The sequence below is a fragment of the Chitinophagaceae bacterium genome, assembly GCA_016710165.1.
Classification (GTDB): Bacteria; Bacteroidota; Bacteroidia; order Chitinophagales; family Chitinophagaceae; genus Ferruginibacter.
The window spans coordinates 613,526-626,659 of sequence record JADJLJ010000002.1 but is presented as its reverse complement, the minus strand read 5'-3'; the positions used below and the strand labels follow the sequence as shown (position 1 = coordinate 626,659).

Below are 13,134 nucleotides of genomic sequence, written 5' to 3'. Positions count from 1 at the left end.
TATGTTTATGCCCCGCTTTTGACGGGGCTGTGAAATTAGTAAAATAATTACGTTTAATCAGTCTGAACCGGTAAACTTTACGGGAATGGCATAGTATACCGATACATTTTCGCCCTTTGCTTTGCCGGGTACCCAGTCGGGCATTTTCTTCAATACCCTTATTACTTCTTTATTAAATACATCTCCGCCGTCTTCGGAGATCTTAAAACCCTGCAGTTTGCCTCCGTACCCCACCACAAAAGTTACTTTAACACTAACCGATTCTCCTTCCACCATTGGCTCCGGATTATTCAGGTGCTTCCTTAGAAAATTCAGCAGCGCTTCTGTTCCCCCGGGAAAGGAGGGGGGCACATCCACCGCGTGGAGATCCAACGGTGTTGATTTATCAATTTTTACCGGTTCTGTCATGACAGTACCTGGTTCAGCAGGTGCAGTCAAAACAACGGGAATTCCGGGATCGGCAACAATTACCGTTGTACTTCCAATAACATCATTTTCCTTAATGGTCCGCACCGTATCGGTCTTAACCTTGTCATCAACGATCTTAAAAGTAGCTACAGACTTCACCTGGCTGACGGATGCTGGTTTAAGCTTAGGCTCTGCTTTAGGCACTTCCTTTTTTTTGGGAAGTTCTTTGGGCTTTGTTTCATCGGCCTTCGCCAGTTCCGTTTTTGGAATGTCATATACTTTGCCCACCAGGTGATTTGATCTTTGTGGAAGGAGCGTGAATGATAAGAATGCGCCTGCTGTCAGTAACATTATTAGCAGGGCCCTTTTCAAACGGTTCTCATAAAATTTACGTAGGATGTAAGCGCCGTATTCTTTATTTCGTTTTTCGAAAATGATATCCAGGATATCGCTTTTCAAGATCAGGTTGCTGTTCATATAGTTTGGTTTTGATCCCGATCGCTATCGGGAGAATTAACAGATCCAAAACCGGCGCCGTGTACGGTAGTAAGATGTGGAAGTTGAGCAATTCCATAAAAAGCTGCAAGGGGAGTAGCTACAAGTCGCAAGGGACAGAATGATGAACAAAGTCTTTTTGTATCATGCTTGTCCCTTGCGGCTACTCCCCTTGAAGCTTGCAGCCAGCTTCCTATCTTTGCGCCATGAAAATTCTAATGGTTTGCCTGGGCAATATCTGCCGCAGCCCGATGGCGGAAGGAATCCTGCAGGATAGGGCCCGGAAGGCGGGATTGAACTGGACCGTGGAAAGCGCCGGCACCAACGGATACCATACCGGCGAGCCCCCGCATCACCTGGGCATTAAGGTAGCAAGGGAAAATGGCGTTGACATCAGCAACCAGCGGAGCAGGCGCTTTATGGCAGATGACCTTGAACAATTCGATCGCATTTACGCCATGGCAAATGATGTGCTGGAAGATATAAAACGGATCAGCAGAAATAAATTCAACGCAACTAAAGTAGATTTGTTTTTAAATGAGGTTTACCCGGGCGAAGACCGGGATGTGCCGGATCCCTGGTACGGAGGAGAACAGGATTTTCATGAAGCCTATAAGCTGATAGATGAAGTATGCGAACTGATCGTGAGACGTGAGCAGTCAGTCGTGAGCAGCCGGGAATAAGAGAAACAGAAATGTTTCCTCATTTCCAAGGAAAAATCATTTTTATGTTTTTAGATTTAGCACATACTAAACTGGATGTTTTTATCACAGGTAAGAATTTTGTCCCAGCCTGTTACAGGATATCAAAATCACTGCCTTCCGAAGAGCGGTTTAATATGGTACAGCAGTTAAGAAGGGCTGCCCTGTCAGTTCAGCTTAATATAGCCGAGGGAAGTTCAAGAAAATCAGAGGCTGAAAGAAGGAGATTTTATGAAATATCCAGGGGTTCATTGATTGAAATAGATGCTATTTTTGACATAGCAGTTTCTTTAGAATATTTTAAAAAAGAAGAATTGGCAGAAACCGGGACGTTGATGCTAAAAACTTTTCAAATGCTCAGTAAAATGATTGTTTACTAAACTCACGTCTCACCATTCACGACTCACGACCATCATGACAAAACCATCCATTCCTCAAGGCACCAGAGATTTTTCGGCAGAAGTTGTACGAAAGAGGAATTATATTTTTTCCACCATAAGAAATGTGTTTGAACTGTATGGTTTTCAGCCATTGGAAACCCCCGCGATGGAAAACCTGGAAACACTGATGGGCAAATATGGGGAAGAGGGAGATAAACTCATCTTCAAGATACTGAACAACGGACTTGATAATCCCGAGAAAGAAAAACAGGTCAGGGAGGATCTTGAAAAAGTACTGCAAGGAAAGAATGTAAAAGGCATTACCGAAAGGGCATTGAAATACGACCTTACCATTCCCTTTGCCCGCTACGTGGCGATGAACCACACGAGACTCACTTTCCCTTTCCGGCGATACCAGATACAACCGGTGTGGCGGGCCGACCGTCCGCAAAAGGGACGCTACCGGGAGTTTACACAATGCGATGCCGATGTGGTTGGCAGCCTTTCCTTAGTGAATGAAGTAGAACTTGCTACTATTTATCATGAAGTGTTTGTTCAATTAAAAATTAAAAATTATGAATTAAGAATTAACAGTCGCAAGATTTTAACAGCGTTGGCTGAGCTATGCGGGGGTGCAGATAAAATGACCGATATCACCATTGCCATCGATAAATTAGATAAGATCGGTTTAGAAAAAGTAAAAGAAGAACTGCAACAGCGTGGTTTGAATAATGAACAGGTAAAAACGATCGAAAACTACCTGAACATTTCCGGAAGCAATGAAGAAAAATTATCCTCCATAAGGTCTTTGATCGGCTCCATAGAAAGCGGCAAACAGGGAATTGAAGAAGTGGAATTCGTATTTCAGCAAACCTGCCTACCGGACAGGCAGGCAAAAAATACCAATCTGATCATTGATTTTACTTTAGCGAGAGGATTGAATTATTATACAGGCATCATCTTCGAAGCCAAAGCGCCCGAAGAAGTGAAGATGGGAAGCATTGGTGGCGGTGGACGCTATGATGACCTGACCGGTTTATTCGGTGTACCCAATATCCCGGGTGTTGGTATTTCATTTGGTGTTGACCGGATATATGATGTACTGGAAGAAATGAACCTGTTCCCGGAAAACCTCCAGATGGGTACCAAGGCATTGTTCTTTAATATGGGCGAAGCGGAAAGCCGGTTTGCATTCGGCATCATGCAGAAACTCCGCAGCAGCGGCATCGCCTGCGAATTGTACCACGAGCCGGTAAAGATCAACAAACAATTCACATACGCAGAAAAGAAAAATATTCCATTTGTGATCATCATCGGCAGTAAAGAAATGGAAGAGAAGAATTGCCCGGTGAAGAACCTGTCAACCGGTGTACAGGAAGTGGTCTCATTTGAGAAACTGGCAGACTATCTGAAAAATCTCTGAGTTATGTTTTGAACCACATAGGAACATAGAAAACATACAATTTACGAAAGACTAAGCTATGTTACCTATGTTCCTATGTGGTTTAATTGCCTTATGCTGTTTTATAAACCTTCATAAATTATCGCAGCCCCCTGCCCCACCCCCACACACATTGTAGCCAGTCCATATCTTCCATTCCTTCTTTTCAGTTCATGAAGCAGCGTTGTGGAGATCCGAACGCCGCTGCAACCCAACGGGTGGCCGAGTGCGATGGCTCCTCCGTTCACATTTACTTTTTCAAGGTCTAATCCCAGGTCGTGAATGCAGGCAATGGACTGCGATGCAAATGCCTCATTCAATTCGATCAGGTCGAGATCGGCAACATGCAGTCCGGCCCTGTCCAATGCTTTTTTTGTAGCAGGTACCGGTCCAATGCCCATGATGGCAGGATCAACCCCTACTACTGCCATGCTTACTATTTTGGCCATAGGCTGCAGGCCGTACTTTTTAACCGCCGCTTCACTGGCCAGTAATATCGCTGCAGCACCGTCGTTGATACCGCTGCTGTTTCCGGCAGTAACCGTTCCGTCTTTGGCAAAGGCCGGTTTTAATAATTTCAGTTTTTCCAGGCTTGTCAGGCGGGGATGTTCATCCTTATCAAAATCAAAGACCTCTTTATCTATCTGAACCTGTATGGGCGTGATCTCATCCTTCCACTTATTTTCTGCAAAGGCCCGTTCGTATTTCTTTTGGCTTTCTATTGCAAATTCATCCTGTGCATGGCGGCTGATGTTCCATCGTTTGGCAACATTCTCGGCTGTTTCGCCCATGGTATAGGGGTAATACATTTCAGCCAGCCGTTTATTCACAAAGCGCCAGCCCAGGGTTGTATCAGCGATCTGCGGCTCTCTTGCAAAAGCGCTGGTGCTTTTGGGAACAACAAAAGGAGCCCTGCTCATACTCTCCACCCCGCAGGCAATGATCAGGTCACCATCCCCGCACGCAATGGCACGGGCTGCATCCATAATGGCCTGCAGTCCACTGGCGCAAAGCCGGTTCACCGTATTACCTGCCACGGTGTTTGGCAACCCGGCCAGCAATGCTGCCATGCGGGCCACATTGCGGTTGTCTTCCCCGCTTTGGTTGGCATCGCCGGCGATCACGTCTTCAATGGCATTTACATCAATGCTGGAATTGCGGCTTACCAGCACTTTAATAACATGTGCCAGCAGGTCATCGGGCCTTACACCGCTTAATGCGCCACCATATTTTCCTATGGGTGTACGTACGGCATCAATTATATAGACTGTTTGCATAGTTTGAGGGCTTCAATCCTTCACAAATAACGGAAATACTACCAAATCTGCGAAATCGGCCTTTAGACATCCAGGCCGGAATGATCCTATTTCTGAGTAAATTTAGGTATGAACCGGATGATCATACTGTTCACGGGCTTGTTGATCACTGCGCATTTATCTGCACAACAATATCCTTTTGTCCATTATTCACCAAAGGATGGATTAGTGAACAGCCGGGTGAAAAAAGCATACCAGGATAGCAAAGGCCGTATGTATTTTCTTACTTATGGCGGACTTTGTGTGTATGACGGTGCAAGGTTCAGGAACTATACTACACAAAATGGTTTGCCGATAAATATTATTAACGATGTTCTGGAAATCGGCAATGACTCATTGCTGGTGGCAACAAATACAGCAAAAATTAACCTGCTTGTGAACGGAAGGATCGGGATTTTTAAACCAGAAAACAGTTTTACTCCCCTGATCAACCAGTTTTACAGGCATGATGATGGCAGGATTTATCTTTCATCTGATTTTGGCCTGTATGTACTTGAAAAAAATAAAATACATCCATTAAAAATTTCCGGGCTTGGCAGCAGGGATGGCCAGCCCAATCTTGGCAATATTTCAGGGATTGGAAATTATCTGCTGATATCCACCAACGAAATGAGTTTTCACAAGGGGCTCTTTTTATACGATATAAAAAATAACCGGATTTGTGATTCCCTGGTATCTATCAGGGCATACCTGGTGGGTAAGGATAAAAAGAAGAGGATTTGGCTCAGCACTCCCAACCAGTTATTGATTGCGGATACGGCTGCACTGAAAAAAGGAAAACTGAATTTACTACCGCCGGATAAGGGTTACCGGCAAACTGAAAACTATTCAGCCAGGAATATTGCTTTTGGAAATAATTTCGCCTGGTTAGTTTACCGGGATAAAGAATTCAGGAACTCTGAGTTGCGACGCATTAATGAAGATGGCAATCTGTTTCGTGTCAGCTTACCCGGGCAGATATCGGCATCGTATATCCAGCATATTTTTATTGACCGGGAAAATAATATCTGGTTAAGCAATGATGGTGAAGGGGTGTTTAAGATAGTCATATCCCGGTTACAGATCATTGAAAAACCCTTTATAGAATCCGGTGAGGGGCAGGCGGGTTATGTTTATTACAGTAACGGCGTTGCCTGGTTCAGTACGCTATCAAGAAAACTTTTCCGGAGAACATCAGGCAAACCCCAGGCTTTTACCAGTAACCTTGGCTGGTCACCGCATATTTTTTATGAAAAAGAGAATACCCTGCTGGCAAAAGATGACCACAACATTTATAAAGCCACATTACAACCCCATGCCGGCATTATCAATTTTCAAAAGATCATTTCACTGCACGACTCTGGTTATTTTGGAAAAAAAATATTTGTGGATTCCCGGGGCGCCATCATTGCCAGCCAGCATTCAGGCGTTGGTGTATGGGTTAACAATAAACTGGAACACCACAGACCAATTGAATCGAAAGAATTTATAGAAGATCTTTTAGTGGATAAGAATAACAGGCTATGGGTGGTAAAACGAAGCCTTGGTATAGATGTGTATAGTGTTCATCCCGGTGATTTTTCAAATTATCTCCGTCCCGCTTTTCAAATACCCCCCGCCCAACTGGCCGGATCGGTCAGAAGTTGTGTGATGGATAAAAAAGGATTGATCTGGCTAGGCACCCGGGATAATGGCCTGGCAGGATATACTGTAACTAAAAACAGGCTTGAAAAACTTTATCATTTTCATACGGGCAACGGGCTTTCTGACAATTTTGTCACCTCGCTTGCCTGCGATTCGATGAATAATATTGTTGCCGGAACACAATCCGGACTGGATTTGATCTTTGCCAGTCCGGACAACTCCTACCGGATTGAAAACATAAGCAGGAACAGCAATCTTTTTGCTTATATAAACAGTACCTGGACCGATGCTGAACATGCCTATGCATTAACAAACAGCGGGGTGGTGCTGAAAGTTGCCACAACCGTTGTGGAAGAAAAGAACGAATCTCCCCAATTACTTTTAGAAGAACTTAAAGTAAATACAAAAACGGTCCAGCAACAGAAAAAACATTTCTATCATAAAGAAAACAGCCTCAGCTTTTATGTCGCAGCCCCGAGCTTTATTGATGAAAAGCATGTCCGCTATACTTACCTGCTGAGGGGATCGGAAAATTACCATTGGAGTGATACAACTGCTGCCAACTCAATTATCAATCTTTCCAATCTTTCCTATGGCAATTATGTTCTGTATGTAAAAGCATTCTTTCCTTCAGATGCTTACCCGCCGGCTGAGTTTAATTATCCCTTTGAAATTACACCGCCCTGGTGGCAGACCCGGTGGTTCCGGGTTACAGCAGGATTATTGATTATTGGATTTTTAATTCTTTTCATAAGGTTCTACTACCGGAGGAAACTGGAAAAACAGAAAGTGATACTGGAAAAACGACAGGCTATTGAAAAAGAGAGAACAAGAATTTCGATAGACATGCACGATGACCTCGGGGCAGGTTTGTCGAGAATAAAATTCCTGAGCCAATCCCTGGTAAATAAGAGAATGGAAGATGAGCATACCCGGATCTCGCTGGAGAAGATCACCGGTTACTCAGATGAAATGACTGAAAAAATGGGAGAGATAGTTTGGGCACTGAATGAGAAGAATGATACCCTCGCCGACCTGATCGCCTATACCCGTTCATATGCCATGGAATACCTGGGTAATCATGGCATTCAATGTGAGGCCGATACCCCTTTGCACTTGCCCGGGACTTTTATACCGGGTGATACCAGGCGCAATACCTTTCTATCAGTAAAAGAATGCCTGCACAATATTGTTAAACATGCCAATGCCAGCCGGGTAAGATTTTCGGTACAATTGAACCGGGGCATAGAGATCATTATCCATGATAACGGTAAAGGGATCGACTGGAATAATCAACGGATAAACAGTTACGGCCTGGAAAATATCCGGAACCGGATGAAGGAAATGAATGGCCGTGCCCAATTCATCAATGAACAGGGAACGAAGGTTATTCTTTACATTCCTTTGTCGGTATAACATTTGTCCTATTGGAAAACGATGCCTATACTGTTAATTTTAATGCCCATGCCGGTAAAAGTTTCCATAGTTGAAGACCTTGCTGAAGTAAGAGAAGGACTTGCTGATCTTGTACGGTCGGACAAAGAGTTATTGTTACTTGATAATTTTGAAGATGCTGAATCTGCTGCAGAAAAACTTCCTACCATACAACCTGATATCGTCATCATGGACATCAACCTTCCCGGTATGAGTGGGATTGATTGCATCAAAAAGATTAAAGAAAAATGCCCGGCTACCCAGTTCATGATGTTCACCGTATATGAAAATGATGAAAAAGTGTTGAAGGCGCTGCAGGCAGGAGCCACCGGCTATTTACTAAAACGCACCCACCCCGAACGCATCCTGGAAAGCATTAAAGAACTGAACCAGGGCGGCTCACCCATGAGCAGCAACATTGCCCGTAAGTTGGTCAATATTTTCCTGACCGAAAAGAAAGTGACAAAAAAAGAAATACTGTCCGAAAGAGAAAATGAAGTGCTTCAGTTGCTTGCCGACGGATTGCTGTACAAAGAGATCGCCGACCGCCTGCATATCGTACATGGCACGGTACGCCAGCACATACATAATATTTATGAAAAACTCCATGTTCAGAACCGTACCGAAGCGGTCAATAAATATTTTGAGCGGAACTGACCTGCCTGCTATAACATTCGTTATACCCGATACTTACTTTTTTACTATTGCCCTGCCATTGGCTGCTGCCTAATTTCAAGCCTGGTTTCATAAACAACATTCCCCTCTTATCTTAAAATATTAAAATACAGCTATGAAAAGTATATTTTTTTTAAGTTCCTTGTACATTGTCCTGACCGGGTCGCTCCCACACCCCGGTAATAATACTGCTTGCCGGTCAGGTTTTATAGTAAATGCAGATACTGTTCCAGCATCTGCAAATATCAAAGCGTACAGCAAGTACGATTTTGTGCCGGGTGAAAAAGTGATTGGCTTTGAAGATTTTTCAACCGGATCCATCGGTGATTTCCCTGCGGGATGGAATACGAACGGCGCTGCCGAGATCGTAACGATAGAAGGTAAACCGGGAAGATGGTTATGGCTTACCAAACCCAGCGTGTTCATGCCCGAGTTCACAGATAAATATCCCGAGGATTTTACGTTTGAATTTGACCTGCTTCACGGGAAAATCAACGGGGGAGGGATGAGTGTGGCCCTTGTTCAGCTTGATAATATTTCGCAGCCCCAGCACTGGACACTGGGAGCAAACAGTATAAAATTCCAGTTGAATAATGCAAATAACGGAGGGAAGACGGGTGATTCAAAATATGAAATACGAAAGAATTCCGTAAGTGAATCTGCCAACGCAGTGCAAACTGACCTTTTAAGTGACGCACACAACCCGGTTCATATTTCCATCTGGCGGCAAAAAGAACGAGTGAGGCTTTATGTGAACCAGGAAAAGGTATGGGATATTCCAAAAGCGCTGGCCAGGGAAGCCAAACTGAACTCCATTATTTTTTACGTAACCTATGCTGAAGCCACGGTGCAACATTATATCGGCAACCTGCGGCTGGCCATTGGAGCACCGGATACAAGAAATAAACTGCTTACCCAGAATAAATGGGTGACACATGGTATACTGTTCGATGTGAACAGCGCCAATATCAAACCAGAATCTTATGGCACTTTAAAAGAAATAGCGAATGTGCTGAAAGAAAATGCCGACATGAAAGTGAAGATCGTAGGTCATACCGATTCCGACGGAGTCGATGCAGCCAACCTCGATCTCTCCAAACGCCGGTCTGCATCAGTTAAAGCTGCCCTGGCAAAGGAATTCGGCATTGATGAAAACCGGATGGAAACAGATGGTAAGGGAGAAAGCCAGCCCGTAGACAAGAACGACAGCCCTGCAGGCAAAGCCAATAACCGGAGGGTGGAGTTTATTAAGATCTAAACAATAGCTTATGCGAATAATACTTCTTTCCTTGCTATTAATCTTTTGCAATTCCGGCTTTTCCCAAAACGAAAAGCCTCCTACAAAAGAGCAGATGCAAGCCGAGTTACAACAATCCATAAGAGATGCAAAACAAGAGATCGAAGAAACAAAAAAGCAAATAGCAGAAGCAAAAAAAAACAAGGACGATCCTGAATCCATAGACCAGCTGCAAAAACAACTGGAATCACTCCAGCAAATGGTAACCCTGCTGGAAAAAACGAATATCACCGCAATGCAGGCTCCCAAAACCCTTTCCCCTTCAAAAACCACCGAGCCTGCATATGTATCACCCTTTACACCCATCACGTTAAAGCAGCCCGCTAAGGCTCCTGCATGGGAACAGGCTACCGATCAGCTACTTTGGTACCGGGGAAGAAGAATAGATCCAAATACGCTGATTACACCAACTGGGTTTATCGTAGGGGATGACCTGCAAAATAATATGGTCATTTACCAACCCAGCAGGACGGATACACCTTATTATAATCTGGTAAATACCCTGGGGCAGGTGAGGCAATTAAAAAAAGACTATAGCCAGGGAATGCGTGGTTTGATGAACAGTTTTTTTATGTTTCCGCTTATTGAGGATGCCTATAAAGAATATGATCTGTTCAAAAACACCTACTACGAGCTGGCCAGAAACAACATTCAATTAAATCCAACCCACCGCAATACCAGCTTAGAATCCATGATCCAAAACCTGGCCGATTTCCTGCGTCATCTTCCGCCACTAAATATGGTACCTCCTCCAAAAAGACCCAATGATCTTTGTTTATGCCAGAACTCCTCCGCACAAACCAGGTATCAAAACAGTCTAAAATCCTGGGTCATTCAATTCTATTCAGAAGAATATAAGATCCTTCAGAAGCTGATGGCGATATACGAACGGATTGAATCAATGAAATTACAGGGCATTGCTATCCCCGCTGTAGCCTCCTCACTAAATGACCCGAACCGCTATTTTGAGATTATATTAGAACGAATGACGGCAAAACTAACTGACCTGAGCAAATCATACCAACAGGGAGATGTACTTATAGAAGATGGACTGGTTTATGCTGCAAGCACACTTTTAGATACACAAACGGAGCTTAATGCTGGTTCAAGACTCCGGGCCACCAATAACGGGATCAATAGAATTGTTGATGATATAGGAAGTCTTGTCATGTCAGATCTTTTTGAAAGATACATTGAAGATCAAAAGTCCCAAAAGAATTTTAATGCAGTATTCGATTACGGGCTTTATCTGGCACATGAACTTAACAAAAAACAGGTGTATCCTCAGAATGATATAAATAAAAATCTCTTCGAACTTTGGATGAAAGGGCTGGAAAAGTTCAATCGTTTTAAACTTAATATTGAAATAAACTTTGATTACCAACAGGTAAATAAGGAAGATGATGACGATCTGTTGCTGATGGCCTCCGGGTCGCTTAAATCAGACGAACTGATTGTTAGCCTGGGCCGCAATGACTGCAATTGGATATTTTATCTTAAAAATGTAAACCACCAAAACAGAAACACAAACGAAAAAGAATTTGAGATCCCCATGAATGTAGTAACGGGCAGCAAGGATTTCCTGAAAGACAAATATCCCCCGTTCCCTTATACCGGTCCCTCCATATTAAAAATGGTCTTTCCGACATTCAAAATATCGTTTTGCGGAACCGGATCAACCGTTATGATGGATGCATTAAGATACGAGCCAGCTGATGTAGAAAGACACAAAAATGATGATGTTTCAAAAAAGTACTCAATGGATATGCAATTTTTTGTCAATAAATTATTTCTGAGCGCAGTAAAAACAAAAATGGATGTGAATGAACTTATCAGCACTTCTGTACAAATGATAAATATTCAATCTTCACAAACGCCGGCATCCAGCGGTGATCCGGCTTTTGACCATATGCATATGGAGTATTTAATGAACAAAAAAAAATACGAACTGCAGTATAGTCTTTCCCAAACAAGCCATACTGAGAAAACGGTTATCCCTTTGCGTTTGGATCCGCCAGGCTCAAGCCGCTTATTCAATCCTACAGTGGATGTAGTGGATACGAATGATCCGGATAGGGAAAAAGGAATGGTCATGAAAAAAGGCATTGTTACATTAAAGGCTGAGCATTCCCCAAATTAACTTCGGCCACCCAAATCAAATCAGATGAAAAAGCAAATCACCCTGCTATTGGCTTTCTTAATTCAGCAGTCATCGTACTGCCAAAACGTAATTTTGACCCAGGAACCCTGCACGGATGCAATGGCGCAAAATACAAAAGGAAGATGGATACAGACTCCTAATAACGGCACCTATAACACAAAAGAAACCAGCAGCAGGCTTGATGAAATTCATAAGCTGGTATTGGAAATGTATCCGCAGCCAACTGGTATGGATATCGTATGGCACCGGACAGCAGGCATGAGTTATTTCGGTTCAAAACATAAATATTATAAGACAACTGATGACAGGCAAACATTTGATTACTACAACCTGCCTCCTTTCACTTATTATTCTTATAACGCTGCATTTTTCCGTTACCAATGCGAGTATGGTAAGACAAATTCATTGATAGCCACCTACCCGGGAGAGACCGGTACTTTTCTGAATATTATTACAAACTTTACTTTCGGAGTAATGCCGCCTGATGATAACTGGACGATAAATGGCTTGCCGGTGAATATGTATAAACCTCCCATCACATCAGCAGACGGAATAGACGTTTTGTACCCTGAACCCGGACGGAATATTTATGAAGTTCTGATTCACCGTAAAGGAATACTGCCATACACCCCTGTAACAAGAAAACAATACCTGGATTATTGCATAATTTTTCACACCAGGGTCAATGACGGGCTTATTAAGGATTTTGAAAAAATGCCTGTACGTTCATTAGAGGAACAGGAAAAAGAAAAAAAAGCAAAACTGAAAAAATTTGAAAAGGACTTTGCCAATGACCCAAAAAAACTAAAAGCCAATGTTGATTATTACCTGTCCGGTTATGAAACCGAACAGGATAGGAGAGATGAACTTATAGCAAAAACAAAAAAGAATAAAGATGATGTAATAAAAAGGTTCATGGATGAGCTGGAAAGAACAACAAGTCAAGGACTGCTGGATGCACCTGCACTGGTGAACACCATGTATCAACACGAACCATTTATTTTCGAAACTGATCCTGGGAAAGCATCCATGCTGATCACAGAAAATCCGGACTATATCCGCAGAGACCTGCCCAAATATGTACCGCAGTTTTTTATAGTTCAGTTTGCATGGAATGAATGGACCCCTTTCACAAAATTTTCAGATATCTTAAAAGCATATTTTCCATTTGATAAACTCCAGGCGATGATAGATAAATGATCC

Annotated in this window: 10 protein-coding genes; 8 read left to right on the top strand and 2 right to left on the bottom strand. The window is 43.1% G+C overall.

Going from position 1 to position 13,134, the window contains the following annotated elements; genetic code table 11:
• Positions 1–57 precede the first annotated feature (57 nt).
• A complete protein-coding gene (locus tag IPJ02_13175) occupies positions 58–885 on the bottom strand; it encodes an energy transducer TonB (protein MBK7376465.1) in 828 nt (275 codons plus the stop codon).
• A gap of 236 nt (positions 886–1,121) precedes the next feature.
• Between IPJ02_13175 and IPJ02_13170 the strand changes: the two genes are divergently transcribed.
• Genes IPJ02_13170 through IPJ02_13160 form a run of 3 tightly spaced genes read left to right on the top strand, consistent with a single transcriptional unit; the run spans position 1,122 to position 3,407 of the window.
• Positions 1,122–1,586: a low molecular weight phosphotyrosine protein phosphatase gene (locus IPJ02_13170; GenBank protein ID MBK7376464.1), complete on the top strand. Its 465-nt coding sequence runs from the start codon at positions 1,122–1,124 to the stop codon at positions 1,584–1,586.
• 44 nt (positions 1,587–1,630) lie between these two features.
• Positions 1,631–1,984, top strand: coding sequence for a four helix bundle protein (locus IPJ02_13165; protein MBK7376463.1), 354 nt, complete (start codon positions 1,631–1,633; stop codon positions 1,982–1,984).
• Between the two features lie 34 nt (positions 1,985–2,018).
• Positions 2,019–3,407, top strand: a complete 1,389-nt coding sequence (locus IPJ02_13160; GenBank protein ID MBK7376462.1) for a histidine--tRNA ligase — start codon at positions 2,019–2,021, stop codon at positions 3,405–3,407.
• Positions 3,408–3,508: 101 nt separating this feature from the next.
• Here IPJ02_13160 and IPJ02_13155 read toward each other — a convergent pair whose 3' ends face one another.
• Positions 3,509–4,702: an acetyl-CoA C-acyltransferase gene (locus IPJ02_13155; GenBank protein MBK7376461.1), complete on the bottom strand. Its 1,194-nt coding sequence runs from the start codon at positions 4,700–4,702 to the stop codon at positions 3,509–3,511.
• A gap of 108 nt (positions 4,703–4,810) precedes the next feature.
• Between IPJ02_13155 and IPJ02_13150 the strand changes: the two genes are divergently transcribed.
• From IPJ02_13150 to IPJ02_13130, 5 genes are all read left to right on the top strand, one after another.
• Positions 4,811–7,780 (top strand): hypothetical protein, encoded by a 2,970-nt coding sequence (locus IPJ02_13150; protein MBK7376460.1) that lies wholly within the window; start codon positions 4,811–4,813, stop codon positions 7,778–7,780.
• Positions 7,781–7,828: 48 nt separating this feature from the next.
• On the top strand, positions 7,829–8,455 hold the full coding sequence (locus tag IPJ02_13145; protein MBK7376459.1) for a response regulator transcription factor: 627 nt from the start codon (positions 7,829–7,831) through the stop codon (positions 8,453–8,455).
• A gap of 133 nt (positions 8,456–8,588) precedes the next feature.
• Positions 8,589–9,731 carry an OmpA family protein gene (locus tag IPJ02_13140; GenBank protein ID MBK7376458.1) on the top strand — a complete coding sequence of 381 codons (1,143 nt, stop codon included), beginning with the start codon at positions 8,589–8,591 and terminating at the stop codon, positions 9,729–9,731.
• A gap of 550 nt (positions 9,732–10,281) precedes the next feature.
• Positions 10,282–11,910, top strand: coding sequence for a hypothetical protein (locus tag IPJ02_13135; protein MBK7376457.1), 1,629 nt, complete (start codon positions 10,282–10,284; stop codon positions 11,908–11,910).
• 24 nt (positions 11,911–11,934) lie between these two features.
• Positions 11,935–13,131 (top strand): hypothetical protein, encoded by a 1,197-nt coding sequence (locus IPJ02_13130; protein ID MBK7376456.1) that lies wholly within the window; start codon positions 11,935–11,937, stop codon positions 13,129–13,131.
• Positions 13,132–13,134: the final 3 nt, after the last annotated feature.